16 protein-coding genes are annotated in these 16,787 nt (G+C 57.5%); 3 read left to right on the top strand and 13 right to left on the bottom strand.

From position 1 onward, the window contains the following. From asd to Q9R35_RS03515, 5 genes are all read right to left on the bottom strand, one after another. Complete coding sequence (gene asd / locus Q9R35_RS03535) at positions 1 to 1,125, bottom strand: aspartate-semialdehyde dehydrogenase (protein WP_042481031.1); 1,125 nt, start codon at positions 1,123 to 1,125, stop codon at positions 1 to 3. Between the two features lie 45 nt (positions 1,126 to 1,170). Further along, entirely contained in the window at positions 1,171 to 2,247 is a 1,077-nt protein-coding gene (gene leuB, locus Q9R35_RS03530) for a 3-isopropylmalate dehydrogenase (protein ID WP_042481035.1), read from the bottom strand. A gap of 119 nt (positions 2,248 to 2,366) precedes the next feature. Next, on the bottom strand, positions 2,367 to 3,011 hold the full coding sequence (leuD, locus tag Q9R35_RS03525) for a 3-isopropylmalate dehydratase small subunit (RefSeq protein ID WP_009462149.1): 645 nt from the start codon (positions 3,009 to 3,011) through the stop codon (positions 2,367 to 2,369). Between the two features lie 13 nt (positions 3,012 to 3,024). After that, positions 3,025 to 4,428, bottom strand: a complete 1,404-nt coding sequence (leuC, locus tag Q9R35_RS03520) for a 3-isopropylmalate dehydratase large subunit (RefSeq protein ID WP_086059919.1) — start codon at positions 4,426 to 4,428, stop codon at positions 3,025 to 3,027. Between the two features lie 283 nt (positions 4,429 to 4,711). After that, positions 4,712 to 6,145, bottom strand: a complete 1,434-nt coding sequence (locus Q9R35_RS03515; RefSeq protein ID WP_311219340.1) for a PLP-dependent aminotransferase family protein — start codon at positions 6,143 to 6,145, stop codon at positions 4,712 to 4,714. A gap of 182 nt (positions 6,146 to 6,327) precedes the next feature. Between Q9R35_RS03515 and Q9R35_RS03510 the strand changes: the two genes are divergently transcribed. Beyond that, positions 6,328 to 6,759, top strand: a complete 432-nt coding sequence (locus Q9R35_RS03510) for a carboxymuconolactone decarboxylase family protein (protein ID WP_311219339.1) — start codon at positions 6,328 to 6,330, stop codon at positions 6,757 to 6,759. A gap of 255 nt (positions 6,760 to 7,014) precedes the next feature. Here the strand turns inward: Q9R35_RS03510 and Q9R35_RS03505 are convergent, their stop codons facing one another. From Q9R35_RS03505 to Q9R35_RS03475, 7 genes are all read right to left on the bottom strand, one after another. Continuing rightward, positions 7,015 to 7,515, bottom strand: coding sequence for a heme-binding protein (locus Q9R35_RS03505; protein WP_210938461.1), 501 nt, complete (start codon positions 7,513 to 7,515; stop codon positions 7,015 to 7,017). 94 nt (positions 7,516 to 7,609) lie between these two features. After that, positions 7,610 to 8,248 carry a response regulator transcription factor gene (locus Q9R35_RS03500; RefSeq protein ID WP_086059916.1) on the bottom strand — a complete coding sequence of 213 codons (639 nt, stop codon included), beginning with the start codon at positions 8,246 to 8,248 and terminating at the stop codon, positions 7,610 to 7,612. After that, positions 8,245 to 9,639, bottom strand: coding sequence for an ATP-binding protein (locus Q9R35_RS03495; RefSeq protein WP_311219338.1), 1,395 nt, complete (start codon positions 9,637 to 9,639; stop codon positions 8,245 to 8,247). Before Q9R35_RS03495 ends, Q9R35_RS03500 begins: the two co-directional genes overlap by 4 nt. A gap of 226 nt (positions 9,640 to 9,865) precedes the next feature. Beyond that, the gene (locus Q9R35_RS03490; RefSeq protein WP_311219337.1) at positions 9,866 to 10,693 is read right to left on the bottom strand and encodes a M48 family metallopeptidase; all 828 of its coding nucleotides are present in this window, start codon (positions 10,691 to 10,693) and stop codon (positions 9,866 to 9,868) included. A gap of 69 nt (positions 10,694 to 10,762) precedes the next feature. Continuing rightward, the gene (gene aroC, locus Q9R35_RS03485; RefSeq protein ID WP_045929988.1) at positions 10,763 to 11,824 is read right to left on the bottom strand and encodes a chorismate synthase; all 1,062 of its coding nucleotides are present in this window, start codon (positions 11,822 to 11,824) and stop codon (positions 10,763 to 10,765) included. Positions 11,825 to 11,922: 98 nt separating this feature from the next. Then, entirely contained in the window at positions 11,923 to 13,389 is a 1,467-nt protein-coding gene (locus Q9R35_RS03480; protein WP_197313761.1) for a YdiU family protein, read from the bottom strand. 10 nt (positions 13,390 to 13,399) lie between these two features. Beyond that, the gene (locus tag Q9R35_RS03475; protein WP_035274661.1) at positions 13,400 to 13,810 is read right to left on the bottom strand and encodes a DUF2069 domain-containing protein; all 411 of its coding nucleotides are present in this window, start codon (positions 13,808 to 13,810) and stop codon (positions 13,400 to 13,402) included. A 56-nt stretch (positions 13,811 to 13,866) separates the two neighbouring features. Between Q9R35_RS03475 and Q9R35_RS03470 the strand changes: the two genes are divergently transcribed. Continuing rightward, on the top strand, positions 13,867 to 15,246 hold the full coding sequence (locus Q9R35_RS03470; protein WP_052362867.1) for a YihY family inner membrane protein: 1,380 nt from the start codon (positions 13,867 to 13,869) through the stop codon (positions 15,244 to 15,246). Next, on the top strand, positions 15,230 to 15,691 hold the full coding sequence (locus Q9R35_RS03465; protein WP_042481058.1) for a CBS domain-containing protein: 462 nt from the start codon (positions 15,230 to 15,232) through the stop codon (positions 15,689 to 15,691). Before Q9R35_RS03470 ends, Q9R35_RS03465 begins: the two co-directional genes overlap by 17 nt. A 21-nt stretch (positions 15,692 to 15,712) precedes the next feature. Here the strand turns inward: Q9R35_RS03465 and dusA are convergent, their stop codons facing one another. After that, entirely contained in the window at positions 15,713 to 16,705 is a 993-nt protein-coding gene (gene dusA / locus Q9R35_RS03460; RefSeq protein WP_223254045.1) for a tRNA dihydrouridine(20/20a) synthase DusA, read from the bottom strand. Between the last annotated feature and the right edge of the window lie 82 nt (positions 16,706 to 16,787).

The raw sequence follows: 16,787 nt of genomic DNA, 5'->3' as shown, positions 1-16,787 counted from the left end.
TTAGAGCTCGCCCAAAGCGATGCGCAGCATGCGGCGCAGCGGTTCGGCAGCGCCCCACAGCAACTGGTCGCCAACCGTGAAGGCGCTCAGGTACTCGGGACCCATGTTCAGCTTGCGCAGACGTCCCACTGGGATGTCCAGCGTGCCGGTGACGGCAACCGGAGTCAGCGCTTCTACCGTGGCCTGGCGTTCATTAGGCACAACCTTGGCCCATTTGGAGCCTTCAGCCAGGATGTCGGTGATCTCGTCCAGCGGAACATCGCGAGTCAGCTTGATGGTCAAGGCCTGGCTGTGGCAGCGCATGGCACCAATACGCACGCACAGACCGTCGATAGGAATGTGCTTGTCCTGCGCGCCACGGCCCAGGATCTTGTTGGTTTCCACGCCTGCTTTCCACTCTTCGCGCGTCATGCCATTGCCCAGATCGGAGTCGATCCAGGGGATCAGGCTGCCGCCCAGTGGTACGCCGAAGTTTTTCTGAGGCAGGTTGGGATCGCGTTGTGTCTGCAAGACACCGCGGTCGATATCCAGAATGGCCGATGCAGGATCGTCCAGCAGGCTGGAGACAGACTGGTTGATCAGACCGAACTGAGTCAGCAGTTCACGCATGTGTTGTGCGCCACCGCCGGAAGCGGCCTGGTACGTCATGCTGGTCATCCACTCAACCAGGTTCTGGTTGAACAGACCACCCAGACCCATCAGCATGCAGCTAACCGTACAGTTGCCGCCAATGAACTGCTTGCCACCTTTGGCCAGTGCAGCATCAATAACAGGACGGTTGATCGGGTCCAGCACGATCACGGAGTTTTCATCCATGCGCAGCGTGCTGGCCGCGTCAATCCACAAACCGTTCCAGCCAGCGGCACGCAGCTTGGGGTAGATCTGGCTTGTGTAATCTCCACCTTGGGCGGTCACAATAATTGGCAACTTTTTCAAGGCGTCAATATCGTGGGCGTCCTGCAATGGGCCAGCACCGTCAGCCCACGAAGGAGCTGCGCCGCCAGCATTGCTAGTCGAGAAAAACACCGGCTGAAAAAGGGAGAAATCGCCTTCGTCGCGCATGCGCTGCATGAGCACGGAGCCCACCATCCCACGCCAGCCGACCAAACCTACCGCTTGAGTCATGGTAATACCACCTGGATATATAAAAAAATAAAACGATAAAAGATACTATCGCAAAGCCTTGAGCACTGCATCCCCCATAGCACTGGTGCTCAGCAATTGGCAACCGTCTTCGTAGATGTCGCCGGTACGCAAACCTTGTTCGAGCACGCTGGCAACCGCCGCTTCGATACGTTTGGCCTGGTCTTCTGCATTGAGCGAGTAGCGCAGCAACATGGCAGCGGACAAAATGGTGGCCAAAGGATTGGCCTTGTCCTGACCGGCGATATCGGGTGCCGAGCCGTGGCTGGGTTCGTACAAACCTTGCTGGGATGCGTTCAGAGATGCCGAGGGCAACATGCCAATGGAGCCTGTCAACATGGCCGCTTCATCCGATAGGATATCGCCAAACAGGTTGCCTGTGACAATCACGTCAAATTCTTTTGGTGCGCGCACCAATTGCATGGCGGCATTGTCGACGTACATGTGGCTCAATTCCACGTCCGGATACTCACGGGCCACATCAATCATGATGTCACGCCAGAACTGGGATGTTTCCAGCACATTGGACTTGTCCACGCTGCACAAGCGTTTTTGACGTTTTTGTGCGGCCTGGAAACCCACGTGGGCAATACGGCGCACTTCGCTTTCGGCGTAGTGCATGGTGTCAAAGCCCTGACGCTCGCCCGCGAAGTTACCCTCTTCCACGGTACGCACGCCACGCGGCTGGCCGAAGTAAATGTCGCCGGTCAGTTCACGCACGATCAGGATATCCAGACCGGACACGACTTCGGGTTTCAGGGTGGAGGCGTTGGCCAATTGTGGGTACAGAATGGCGGGACGCAGATTGGCGAACAGACCCATGGCACGACGCAAACCCAAAATGGCTTGCTCGGGACGCAGATGACGCTCCAGAGAGTCGTATTTCCAGTCACCCACGGCGCCGAACAACACGGCGTCGGAGCCTTGAGCCAGGCTCAAGGTTTCGGGTGGCAGGGGGTGGCCGTGCAAATCGTAAGCGGCGCCACCCACCGGAGCCACGGCCATTTCCAGGTCCATGCCCAGGGCGCCCAGCACGCGCTGAGCCTGTTCGGTAATCTCGGGACCGATGCCATCACCGGGCAATACTGCGATTTTATGAGTCATGATGAATAGGACGTAAAAATTAGGAAGTAAGTGTGAAGAACTCCGGCCAACTGGCCGGAGCATCTTGGCCGCCTAGGAAGGCAGCAACAGCATGGCTTCTACAAAACCTGCACCTATGCTCAAGGTTGCCCAACCAGCCAAGGGTGGCGGGCCAGACGCTCGGCTTCGTATTGACGGATCATGTCCGCTTTCTGCAAGGTCAGGCCAATTTCATCCAGACCATTCAAGAGGCTGTGCTTGCGCGAGGCATCAATGGTGAACGGCAGTTCACGACCTTCAGGTGTAATGACGCGCTGCTCGGCCAGATCAATACGCAGCTTGTAACCGGGGAAGGCTTTGACTTCATCAAACAGGCGGGCAATATCCAGCTCGTTCAGGACGATGGGCAGCAAGCCGTTCTTGAAGCTGTTGTTGAAGAAAATATCGGCAAAGGACGGCGCGATAATAGCGCGAAAACCGTATTGCATCAGGGCCCAGGGAGCGTGCTCACGGCTGGAACCACAACCAAAGTTCTTGCGCGCCAGCAGCACGGAAGCACCCTGGTAGCGGTCCTGGTTCAGCACAAAGTCCGGGTTCAGCGGGCGGCGGGAATTATCCATGCCGGGCTCGCCGTGGTCCAGATAGCGCAATTCATCAAACAGGTTGGGGCCAAAGCCGGTGCGCTTGATGGATTTGAGGAACTGCTTGGGGATGATCAAGTCCGTATCCACGTTCTCCCGATCCAAGGGAGCGACCAGACCTTCATGAGTAGTAAATGCTTGCATGGTGTGGTTTTCCTCAGTTGAACGAACGCACGTCGACAAAATGGCCAGCAATGGCGGCAGCCGCTGCCATGGCCGGGCTGACCAGGTGAGTACGACCACCCTGCCCCTGACGTCCTTCAAAGTTACGGTTGGAGGTCGAAGCGCAACGCTCGCCGGGTTCCAGACGGTCGGCGTTCATGGCCAGACACATGGAGCAACCAGGCTCACGCCATTCAAAACCGGCGTTCAGGAAAATCTTGTCCAGACCTTCTTGCTCGGCCTGACGTTTGACCAGACCGGAGCCTGGAACAATCATGGCCTGCTTGACGTTGGACGCCACTTTGCGACCCTTGGCCACGCTGGCGGCCGCGCGCAAGTCTTCAATACGGGCATTGGTACAGGAGCCGATAAACACGCGGTCAATGCGGATGTCAGTCAATGGCATATTGGGCGTCAGACCCATGTATTCCAGGGCGCGCTCCATGCCGTTGCGGGCAACTTCGTCTTTTTCTTTCTCTGGATCGGGTACGCGGCTGTCAATAGGCAGCACCATTTCTGGCGAGGTGCCCCAGGTCAGCTGAGGGGTGATCTGGCTGGCGTCGATACGGATCACGCGGTCAAACTCGGCACCTTCGTCAGAGTGCAAGGTGTTCCAGTAAGCCACGGCTTGATCCCACAACACGCCTTTGGGGGAGTAAGGACGGCCACGCAGGTACTGAATGGTTTGCTCGTCCACAGCCACCATGCCCGAACGCGCCCCGGCTTCAATTGCCATATTGCACACCGTCATGCGGCCTTCCATGGACAAGGCACGAATCGCCGAGCCGCCAAATTCAATGGCATAGCCTGTGCCACCGGCAGTCCCGATCTGACCGATCACGTACAGGATCAGGTCTTTGGCGGTACAGCCAAAAGGCAGCTTGCCGTCCACTTGGATCAGCATGCTTTTGCTTTTCTTCATCAGCAAGGTCTGGGTGGCCAGCGTGTGCTCAACTTCCGAAGTGCCGATACCAAAGGCCAAGGCACCTACCGCACCGTGCGTGCTGGTGTGAGAGTCACCACAAACCACGGTCATGCCGGGCAAGGTAGCGCCCTGCTCGGGGCCAACAATGTGCACAATGCCCTGACGCACATCGTTCATGCGGAACTCGGTAATGCCAAATTCTTCGCAGTTGGCGTCCAGGGTATCAACCTGCAGACGCGAGATCGGGTCTGCAATACCGTTCTGGCGGGAGGTGGTGGGAACGTTGTGGTCCGCCACAGCCAGGTTGGCACTGATGCGCCAAGGCTTGCGGCCGGCCAGTGTCAGACCTTCAAAGGCCTGGGGGCTGGTCACTTCATGCAGCAAGTGGCGATCAATGTAGATCAAACAGGTGCCATCCGTGTCCTGATGCACGACGTGTTCGTCGAACAACTTATCGTATAAGGTTTTTGCCATTGCGCTCTCGCGATTCAGTTAAGACTACAACCCGCACAGAACGGGCTGCATATAAATTTTTTCTTATTATGACAGGCGCAGTAACTGGGACAAGGCCAGTCACTATCCTAGTATTGAAACTACTAGGATAGTTGAACGAAAAAGCCAAAAGGGCCGAACCACACGGAGTAACGACATAAATCCGCAATCTAAAGACGGAGTCACGGACACAGCGCTCACCAAGCACGTCGCACAGCTCGATAGCTTGATAGCTTAATAACAAATCAAATGAGAATGACCTGTCTTAATGATTGTCGAAAACGGCGATAGCTGCGCTCAAGCGCCGAACCCAATCATCTGCCATGCGTTGATCGCTGATATTGGCAAAGCCCATCAACAGGCCTTTATGTGCGGCAGGCGGCATTTGCCAATCGCTCAGTGCCTGTACTGCCAAACCTTTTGCCTGCGCCGCCTTGGCCAGAACCCGGTCATCTTCGGCCTGCTTCAGATTGGCGAGCACATGAATGCCCCCTGCCTGGCTTTGTATCTGCAAACGCTCTCCCAAGGTCTGCTCCAGCGCCTCTACCAACCGGGCACGTCGTTGCGCATATAAGGTCCGCATCTTGCGCAGGTGCCGCGCAAAATAGCCCTGCTCCATGAAGTCCGCCACCGTGGCCTGCGTCAGGATGGACCCCGGCCCGCCTGAATAATGAGCCGCCTGTTGGAAGCGCCCCACCTGAGACAGTGGTGCGACCAGGTACGCCAGACGCAAGCCGGGATTCAGGACCTTGCTGAAGGTGCCGGTATAGATCACCCTATCGTCCCTATCCAGACTTTTCAGGGCAGGCAAAGGACGACCGTGGTAGCGAAACTCGCTGTCGTAATCGTCCTCTACAATCCAGGCCTGCTGCTGTCTGGCCCAATCCAGCAACTGCAAGCGTCTGGGCAGAGACATGGCCATACCCATAGGACTTTGATGGGTGGGTGTCACGATGGCAAAGCGAGCCTGTGGGCAGTGCTGCTGCCCGGCGATAAGGTCCAGACCTTCCTCATCCAGCGGCACCGCATACGCCTGCATACCCGCCTGTTTCAGAAACTGGCGGGCAAAGATATAGCCGGGGTTTTCATACCAGCCCGCCTCTCCCGGATTCAGAACACTACGACACACCAGTTCCAGCGCCCCCCAATAGCCCGCCGTCACAAACACCTGCTCGGGCAGACACGCTATGCCACGTGACACGCCCAAATAAGCCGCAATGGCCCTCCGCAGCGGTGCATAGCCCGCCGGATCGGGATAACGCATTGCCAAGGCCCCCAGGGCACGCTGATTCTGATTGGCCAACCGTGTCCAGGTCTTGCGCGGAAAGGCGTCCAAAGCAGGCAAACCCATTTGAAACGGCAAAGGTGGAGCGTGCTCGGCGGGCACATAGGGCGAGGAGCGCTGGGGAGAAGCCGGCACACTGGTGTATCGCTTGGCCTCCAGCCGGTCTAACTGTGGTGACACTACTGTTCCTGCCGGCCCTCGGGCTAGAAAGTAGCCTTCACCCAGCAGGATTTGATAGGCCTGCTCGACCGTACCCTTGGCCACGCTCAGCTCACTGGCCAGGCTGCGCACGGATGGCACTCGGTCGCCGGGGCGCAGTTGGCCCGCCGCTATCGCATCCCGAAAGCGCTCGTACAGCTGTTGATAAATAGGAATGCCTGGTTCCCGGCTGGGTTTCCAGTGGCGTAGATCCATACCTATGTCCTGGTCATTTATTAACTTCTTGTCCCTAATGACCAGGACATTACTCATGGATAATCAACAAGTAAAGCAGGCAGCCCGGCTAGATCATCAGACTGCGACAAACCCTGAATCACGTACAGTCACAAAGCGAAAGGCTGCCCTCTCCCCCTGTCTTACTTTCAATTGGATACGCCATGAGTGCACTTCGCCTTCCCTACGACACCTTGTCCCCAAAAGCCCACCAAGGCCTGCTGCAAACAAAACTGGCTTTGGACAAAAGCAGCCTGGGCAAAGAACTGGTTGAGCTGGTTAATTTACGTATTTCGCAAATCAACGGCTGCTCCTTCTGCCTGGAAATGCACGCCGCATCCTTGCGCAGCTCGGGTGTGGCCAATGCCAAGATAGACAGTCTGGCTGGCTGGCGTGTCAGCGCGCATTTTGACGAACGCGAACGTGCGGCTCTGGAATGGACGGAATCCGTAGTGGATATTGCTCACACCCATGCACCCGACGAGCACTTCGAGCCTTTGAAAGCGCATTTCAGTGATGCAGAAATTTCGGACCTGACCTTTGCAATTGCCTTGATGAGCGCCTTCAACCGCCTGGCTATCAGCATGCGCAAGTGAGCGTGAGTGATGATTCTGCAGCGGCAAGAAACAAGAACCCCGCACCAGAAGTCAATCTTCAGACGGAATAAGACCGTTCAGCTGCAACACTGAACGGTCGGCTTATTTGCCAACAATCCCGCCTTTACCGCAGGCCGTGCCGCAATCACATCAAGCGACCACTGAATTAGCCATGCAATAACCCCCGAAGCTTGGAATAATGTCCAAGTTCCGGGGGGCAGTTCAGGGGCGGCTCCCCAATCTGCAGGAATGCGTTTACTTCAAATCGGCCTTCAGGGTTTCCAGGGCCCCTACGGCGCACGCTTCGTCCAGGTGGCCGCCAGGCGCACCGCCCACGCCGATGGCGCCTATCGTGTCATTGCCGACCTTGACCGGCACGCCGCCGCCCAGCAGCAAAAAGCCCTGGATATCACCCAGATTGGCGGCGCCGGCATTTTTCTGCGAACCCTCCAGCATGGCGCTGGTCAGGCTGCGAGCCGAAGCGGACGTATAGGCCTTGTCGATGCTGGCATTAACCGTATGCGGACCGGCCTGGTCGGCACGCTGGAACGCACGCAGTACGCCGGCGCGGTCAACCACAGCCGCCGACACGTTGTAACCTTTGGCCGAACATTGCTTGACGGTTTCGGCAGCCAGACGATTAGCCAGATCCAGGGAGATGTTTTTTTCGGTCAGCACACCCTGGGCCTGGGCGGCGCCAGCGGCGAACAACAACGCCATCAAAAGGGAAGAGCGCAACATAGCAGTAATCTCCATTTATCAGTTCCGACAACATTGTCGGCATGGAAAAACTATACTTGCGCCGCCCGAACGGGACTATTCGGACGCTTACCCTCGCCTCTACGTAGTTTTACGGAGAGGCACTCACCAAGCTGGCGTAATGCCGAATCAGGTGGGCCAGGTTATCGACCTGCAGTTTGGCAAACAAGTTTGCGCGATGCGTTTCAACCGTACGGGGCGACAGCGCCAACGCCCGACCAATCTCCTTATTGGTCAGGCCCTCGACAATCAGCGCCAGCACCTCGCGCTCGCGCTCGGACAAACTGGTGTAACGCTCGCGCACCCATTGATCCGCCGCAAGCCGCTCGCGGCGACGCACATGCTGGCGCACGGCCTGCTGAACCGTATCCAGCAGCACATCGTCACTGACCGGTTTTTCCAGGAACTCGATGGCCCCCGCCTTGAAGGCGCGCCGACACATGTCCACTGTGCCGTGCCCGGTCAACAAAATGATGGGCTGATCCACGCCTTGCTCGACCAGGGTATCGAGCAAGGTCAATCCACTGATGCCCGGCATGCGCACATCCAGAATCAAGGCTCCGATAGACTGCCGATCGAAAGACTCCAGAAACTGTTGCGGATCCGCCCAAGTCTGCACGCGTAACCCTACAGTGCTGATCAATAAGGACAAGCTTTGACGCACGGCGGCATCATCGTCCAGCAGATGGATCAAGGGCGACAGGCCAGAGCCATTTTCGGTCGGGTTCATGATGATTCTTCATCCACGAGTTGAAGTTCCAGCGCAAACACGGCTCCCCCCATGGGGTCGTTGAACACCGTCAAGCCACCACCCATGGCCTGAGCCAGTGACTCGCTCAGGCTCAGGCCCAGACCCAGGCCATCGGAACGCGTCGTGAAGAAGGGCTCGAACACACGATCCAGATGCTGCGGGTCGATTCCCGGGCCGTTATCACGCACGGTCAATTCCACGCGCCCTGCTCGCAGCAGAACCTCCAGCCAGATACGCGGATTGCTGGTCTGGGCGGCGCCCAAAGCGGATACGGCATTATTGAGCAGATTATGGATGATTTGTCCGAGCGCCACGGGATCACCGACGACAACGACATCGTGTGGAGGAAGACGTTTTTCCAGGGTAATGCCCTGCCGCTCCAACTCCGGCATCAACAAGTGCACAGACTCGCCCAGCACCTGCGTCAAGAACACCGGGCGGCACTGCTCAGCCAGACCGCTTTCACGCAAACTGTGCCGCAGGCGCGTCAGCACACTGGCCGCGCGCTTGATCTGATCTACCGAATGCGTCATGGCCTCGCGCGCCGGCTCCAGGTCGGGGGGATCTTCCTGCAAGAGCCGCAGGCTGGCTTGTGTATTGGCCAGCACGGAGGTCAAAGGTTGGTTCAATTCATGCGCCAGACCCGCAGCCATTTCGCCGAGCGCATTCAATCGGGCCACCTGACCGATACGCAGCAGCCCCTGAGCGCGCAAGGTCTGTTCACGTTGCTTGCGCACATAGATGACCAGCCCCACCAGCAGGGCGCTGGCCAGGGCGAACAAGGCTGCCTGTCCCCAAGGCAGGTCGGCATAGCTCACAACGCGACGCGTGTTGAATTGAAAGGGCTGGCTGGTGGAAGCCAGCGTCTTGCCCGACTGGAATACCACAGGCCCGGCATGGTCCAATCCTGGACTGATCACCCATTGTTGATCCTGCCACTCCAGCACCACGCGCACTGGACTGCCATTACGCTGAAAAGGCCATTCATCCCAGGCGATGGCGGCATTCAAATCCAGTTGCACGGCGAAGCTGGCCGGATGCGCCGCCACCAGCAGAACATAGCGCCCCTGCGCCAGCCGCACATCCGTCAACACGGCACGCTCGGCCTTTAGAGACTGCAACTGCGCCTGCTGCCATTGAGGATTGGCCCACGCGGCATCGCTCTCTTGGCGATCAATCGCCATAACCTGAGGAAACATGGCTTCCAACGTTCCCAGACGCTCAATGCGCTGCACGGGCGGCTGCAACAGGGCGAGCATCTGCAAAATGGCGTCCTGCTGGGCCAGACGCTGGCCCAGCAGCCGGTAGGCTATATTGCTTTGCACCGTAAATGCCTCCTGCTGCCGCGCCAGTTCAGCGCGCGTCAACATGATGGCGCCAGTCAAAGACAGGCCGAGCCAAATCAAAAAACCATATAGAAAGGTACGATGGCGCGATTTCATGGGTGCAGTTTGAGGATGGGAGGCAATCAGATAACCAGGCCGACTGGTCAAAAAAACCAGGCTTTCCTATATTAATTAAACAATGCCGCTACCCCGCACCGTTGTGACCGGCAAGGTCTGGATATTCAAGACTCGGTATCCAAAAATCAGCCTCTCACGGCTTGGCCGCCTGCTGATACAAAGGCATGACCCGCTCCGAGATCGCCTGCAAATCCGCAATGCGGGTCGAGGAAGCCGGGTGGGTAGACAGGAACTCCGGCTGACTTCTGCCCTGCTCCAAGGCGCCCATCTTCTGCCACAAGCTCACCGCCGCACGCGGGTCGTAGCCAGCACGCGCAGCCAGTTCAACCCCGATCAGATCAGCCTCGGACTCATGGGTACGGCTATTGGGCAGCTCAAACATCACTTCGCTCAGCGTACCGCCCAGATCATTCACAGCTTGCACGCCGGTCAGGGCGGACAAAACAGTCAAGCCGAAAGACGTCGCCATTTTCTGGGAAACCTGCTCACGCGAGTGCTCGCGCAAGGCGTGGGCCATTTCATGGCCAATCACGGCAGCCAGTTCTGCATCAGTCGGCTGAATCCGTTTGATCAAGCCACTGTAAACCGCCATCTTGCCACCCGGCATGCACCAGGCATTGACCTCGTCCTGATTGATGAGGTGGACTTCCCAGTTCCAGGAGCGGGCGTCGGGCCGGAAAACACCGACTTGCTCAATCAAGCGTTGTGCAATGGCTTTAACCCGACGAGTCTGAGCCGCATCCGTATCCAGCGCTTTTTGCTGACGCGCCTGAGACAGCACCTGAGCATAGTTCTGGGCGGCCGCCTGATTCAGCTCGGCCTCGGACACCAGATTGGAAATGAATTGTTTGCGCTCGACCCCCACCGACCCGCTTTCTGTCGTCTGTACCGTGGCACAGCCCGTCATGGCCAGGATTGAAACCACCGCCAAAAAGCGTTTTCCTTTCGCAATACCTTTCATGCTCAGCTCCAAGAAACAAACCTGACAAGAAAATGAAGTGCTAGGGTCGTCCTGCGCAAACCCTCACATTCAGACACCGCACTGCGAGCGATGACGCAGACAATGATCCATCAGCACAATCGCCAGCAAGGCTTCGGCAATCGGCGTGGCACGGATACCCACGCAAGGATCATGACGACCCAAGGTCTGAACCTCAACCGCTTCACCGGCACGGTTAACGGAAGGACGCATGGTGCGGATGCTGGCGGTAGGCTTGATCGCCAGGGAAACCGTCACGGCCTGCCCCGAGGAAATCCCGCCCAGTACGCCACCGGCCTGATTGGTCTTGAAACCGTCCGGATACAGCGCATCACCGTGCTCCGAGCCTTTTTGCGTAATGCAGTCAAAGCCAGCGCCAATGGACACACCCTTAACGGCATTCAACCCCATCATGGCGTGGGCGATATCGGCATCCAGTCGGTCATAAATAGGCTCGCCCCAACCAGCAGGCACGCCTTCGGCCACGACCTCAATGCGGGCACCAATGGATTCGCCTTCTTTGCGCAGCTCATCCATATAGGCTTCCAGCTGCGGCACTACGTCCAGATCCGGCGCGTAAAAGGGATTCTGCTCGACCACATCCCAGCTTTTGAAAGGAATGGCGATGGGGCCCAGCTGGCTCATATAGCCGCGAATCTTCACACCGAAGTGTTCGGCCAGCCACTTCTTGGCTATCGCACCGGCCGCCACGGTAGGCGCGGTCAGGCGAGCCGAAGAACGGCCACCGCCACGCGGGTCGCGGTTCTCGAACTTCTTCCAGTAGGTATAGTCGGCATGACCGGGACGGAAGGTATCCAGCAAATTGCCGTAATCCTTGCTACGCGCATCGGAATTGCGAATCAGCAGGCTAATGGGCGTGCCCGTGGTACGGCCTTCGTAAATGCCGGACAGGATTTCCACCTGATCGGGCTCACGGCGCTGAGTCACGTGGCGCGACGTACCAGGACGGCGGCGATCCAGTTCAAACTGAATATCCTGTTCAGACAGCTCCAGGCCCGGAGGGCAGCCGTCGATCACTGCGCCAATCGCTGGACCATGAGATTCGCCGTAATTCGTGACGCGGAAGCTTTTACCTAGAGTATTGCCGGACATAGAGAGAGTGAACGCAAAGAAATGAGGAAAAATAAAAGACAGGCACGATTATGGCATTGTTCCCGAATCCGGACATGCCCTGGACCGCGCCCGATCTTTTAGGAAGAACAACTGACTGCCAGCTCCGCGCTACCTTCAGGAGGCGGCATGGCATAGGCCTCAAAACCGGCCCGCTCGGTGTAAGGGTCGCGCAGCAACATCAGCAAGGTGTCGATTTCGCTGGCGTCATCCTTGGCAGCGGCCTGTATGGCCTGCTCGGCCAAGTGGTTACGCAATACATACAAGGGGTTGACGCGATTCATGGCATCGCGCTGCTCAGGCGTGTCGGAACCGTCCAGCCTCAGACGCTGGCTATAGGCCTGCCACCAGGCCTGGGCCTGATCTTCAGAACCTTCAAACAGGCTCAAGAAAGCCTCGGGCGCCTTGCTGGCGTGGGCCAGAGCACGGAAAGACAAGGTGAAATCTGCCCCGCTGTTGTGCAGCAAGCGCCACCAGTCATCGACCAGTTGCGCATCATCTGCTTGCCAGGTACGCAGGCCGAACTTGGCCTGCAAATTGGCGTGATAGCGCTTCAGAAAACTGGCTTCAAACGTCTGCAAACGCTCTTTTACCGCATCGACGTCCGGATCCAGCACCATCAAGGCGCTGGCCAGGCGGTACAGGTTCCAATGCACAATCGCAGGCTGTGCATTCCAGGCGTAACGACCTTGATTGTCGCTGTGATTGCAGACGTGATTCACACGGAATCGGTCCATGAAGCCGTACGGGCCGTAATCAATAGTCAGGCCCAGAATGGACATATTGTCGGTATTCATGACACCGTGGCAAAAACCTACGGTTTGCCAGTCGGCTACCATCTCGGCGCTGCGGTGGGTGACTTCCTGCAAGAAGCGGCAGACGCGCTCCTGCTCCGAATCGCCTTCGACCAGCAGTTCCGGGTAGAACTCGCGCAGCACATAATCCAGCAACTCTCGCACACGCGTGGCGTCGTTGGCCCAATGCTCAAAGGAGCCAAAGCGCACGAAGCTGGGGGCAACACGTGTCACAATCGCGCCGGTTTCCACGGTTTCCCGGTACACAGGTGTATCCGAGGTAACCAGGGCCAAGGCCCGGCTGGTGGCAATGCCCAAACCAGCCATGGCCTCGCTGGCCAGATATTCGCGCACACTGGAACGCAGCACGGCGCGGCCATCCCCCATACGGGAGTACGGGGTTTTACCGGCGCCCTTCAGCTGCAATTCCTGCGGGCCCGTGGGGGTATCGATTTGCCCCAGCAAATGCGCACGGCCATCGCCCAACTGCCCTGCCCAGACACCGAACTGATGACCACTGTATACAGCCGACACAGTCAGGCCACCCGGCAAGGGGGCCTGGCCGCTGACCACATCCAGAAATTCCTGTTCCCCCAAACGGGAGACATCCAGGCCCAGTTGCGCCGCCAATTCCTTATTGACGTGCAGCAGGCGGGAATTGGCCAGGGGTTGTGGCGGAACCGCCGTATGGAAAGCCGACGGCAAATCCGCAAAATGGTGACTGATGGCCAGGCCATCGAACAAGCTGGACATACAGACCCCCTTAGGCCGATTTGGCGGCTTTGGCAGCCTCGGCTTTTTCGGCCTTGCTGCGCTGCTTGGCCGCTTTCTTGGCTGGCCAAAGATAAAAAATGGCGCAGAAGTAATAAATCAGGGACAAGACAATTTCTGCAATCGCCCAAGGCAACACTTCTGCCACCGGATCCGACCACGCACGCATGACCCCTTCTGCGAAATACAGCAGAATCATCATGGACGTCCATTGCAGGGTATATAAATTGCCCTTGAGCACGCTGCGCAAGGGCAGCACCAGAGGAATCACTTTCAGCACCAGCCAGGAGCCGCCGGGTTTCAAGGGCGCAAAATGAAGCTCCCAGGCCAGGCACAAAGCAATCAAGGCGACCAAAGCCAGGGCCGCCACTCGATGAAGTATGGGGTTTAAAGGTTCATGCATGCTGTTATTATCACCTGAACCCTGTCGAAAAGCAGCGCCCGCCTCATCAAACCGCTATGAAAAACGACGAGAACTTCCCTATGCCCTCTGAGCAAGCTGAGCAAACAGACTTGAACCCAGGCAACACCGATCCTGTCTCGCCGCAGGAGCCCTCGCCCGCCCCCACCGCCAAGCATCACTTTTTAAGTGTGGCGCGCTTTGCCATCAAGCGGGTGGCTGAAAAAGATCTGATGAAGGTGGCCTCCAGCCTGACCTACACCACGATCCTGGCCATTGTGCCCATGCTGACCGTGGTGCTGGCCCTGTTCACCGCTTTCCCCCTATTTCAGGAATTTGAAAGTGCGCTGGAAGGGTTTTTGACCCGTAATCTGATGCCCGAGGTGGTATCAGAAAACATCATGCTGTATCTGAACCAGTTTGCCGCCAAAGCCTCCGGCCTGACGGCGGTGGGCAGCTTGTTCCTGATTGTCACGTCCATCATGCTGATCATGACCATTGACGAGACCTTCAACAATATTTTCCAGGTACACGTACAACGGCCACTGGGGCAACGCCTGCTGGTGTACTGGGCCATTATTTCGCTGGGCCCGATTCTGACGGGTGCCAGCCTGTGGGCCACAACCATTCTGGCCAGGGAGTCCTTAGGTTATATCGGCGACTTGTCCGGCATAGTGACCTTCGCCCTGTCTTACGTCCCCTTCCTGTTTACCGCCCTGGGGCTGACGGCGCTGTTCATGTACGTGCCCAACCGCCGCGTATGGTGGCGCGACGCCCTGATCGGCGGGGTAGTCACGGCCGCCTTGCTGGAGCTGATGAAAGCCGGTTTCGCCTTCTACCTGACGCGCTTTCCCACCTATACGATTATCTATGGTGCCTTTGCCATCCTGCCGATCTTCCTGCTGTGGATTTATATCTCCTGGCTGATCGTCCTGCTGGGTGCCTCCATGGTAGCGATTCTGCCCGACTGGCGTGGCCGCAACTGGGTCAAGACCAATGTGCCCGGCATCGCCTTTACTGATGCCGTGAACCTGCTCTACCAACTGTGGCTGAACCGTCAGAACCCGCAGGGGCTTAGCGTACGTGAACTCAGCCACAAGCTGGAACGCGACCCGGACGAGCTGTACGGCATTTTATGCAAGCTCAAGTCCATGGGGCTGATTGCTGATACCCAGCAAGACAATGACGAACAGTGGGTACTGAGTTGCGATCTGCGTCAGGTCAGCCTGAAACAACTTACCAAAGCATTTCTGCTGGACCGCGCCCATACCCACGAGGGTCCGCTAGAATATGTATTCAATTATCTTTCTCAGTTTTTCGATCAGCGACTATCCAATCTGGAAGAACTGTTTGAGTCGCCACAAGGCATTCTGACAGGACAACCAGCCATACTAAACGCCGATCCCGGTCAGGAGACCCAGTATGCTAAAAGTCAGTGAAATCCTGCGTGTCAAGGGAGACACGCTTTATACAGGCACCCCCGAAATGACCGTCGAAAAAGCGGTACAGAGCATGAGCGAGCTGGATATTGGTTCGCTGGTGATCATGGAGCATGGTCAGTTGGTTGGTATGTTGACCTTTCGCGAGATCATTCGCCACTGGCACGCCCAGGGTGACAAAGCCCAGGGCTTTACCGTGCGCAGCATCATGGATGACGCCCCCGTCAGCGTCACTCCCAACACCAGCGCCGACGAAGTGCAGCGCCTGATGCTGAACAACCACGCACGCTACATGCCCGTAATGGACGGTCCGGTGCTGATGGGGGTTATTTCCTTCTTTGATATGGCGCGCGCCATTGTTCACGCCCAGCAGTTCGAGAACAATATGCTCAAAGCCTATATCCGCGACTGGCCTACCGATTCCGAGCAAGCCAGCGCGCCCTGATCCACCCGCATCCTGCCGTCTTTACTGACGGCGCTGCAATTCTTCCCAGGCCTGCGCAAGCAGGCCTGGATCGTTTTTGGCCAGCCAAGTGTGATCGGACAAGGTACGACGCCACTGTCGTGCGCCCTTCTTGCCGTGCGGCCAGCCCAGCATGCTTTTAATCACAATACGCAGCGGCACACCGGCCTGCACATGAGGGCGGGCGTAGGCAATCATCTGCTCGACCACCGAGTCTTCATCCAGCAGCACATCCTCGGGCCACAGGCGGCGGTGAATATCGCTCAAGACCGCCGGGGTATGCCAGGCGGCGCGACCGAGCATTACGCCATCGAACTGCTCTTCCAACTCGACAGCCTGATCGGTCTCGTGAATGCCGCCATTCAAGATGAACAGTGCTTCGGGGAAATCCTTTTTCAACTGCATGGCCATGTCATAACGCAAAGGCGGGATTTCCCGGTTGTCCTTGGGCGACAAGCCTTTCAAGACTGCATTGCGAGCATGAACGGTAAAAACACGACACCCGGACTCGAACAGAAGCCCCACAAAATCCCGCACAAAATCATAGGACTCGTTGTAATCCAGCCCCAGCCTGTGCTTTACCGTCACGGGCACGGACACCGCATCCTGCATGGCTTTCACGCAGTCAGCCACCAATTGCGGCTCATTCATCAAACAGGCACCGAAAGCACCCTTTTGAACCCGCTCCGAGGGGCAACCGCAGTTCAGATTAATTTCGTCGTAACCCCACTTTTCACCGGCCAGAGCGCTGGTAACCAAGGCATCCCGGTCGCTGCCCCCCAGTTGCAAGGCCACCGGATGCTCTGCCTGATCAAAATCCAGATGACGTGCCTGATCACCGTGCGTCAATGCGCCCGTGGTGATCATTTCAGTAAACAGCAAGGCGCGCGGCGCCAGCAGACGATGAAAAAAGCGGCTGTGGCGGTCAGTCACGTCAATCATGGGCGCCACACTCAAACGCCACATCTGGCTGTCCGGCATCACAAAAGTAGTCATAAACAGGGAGCAAATCGCCTGATTGCAGGCTTGGTGAAAAAGGGAAAACACCCATTTTAATGGTTTCAGCCGACCACTGGAT

The sequence above is a fragment of the Alcaligenes sp. AB3 genome, from assembly GCF_031844565.1.
GTDB classification, from domain to species: Bacteria; Pseudomonadota; Gammaproteobacteria; order Burkholderiales; family Burkholderiaceae_B; genus Alcaligenes; species Alcaligenes faecalis.
Note: the sequence above shows the minus strand (reverse complement) of the source record. Positions and strands in the feature narration are given on the sequence as shown.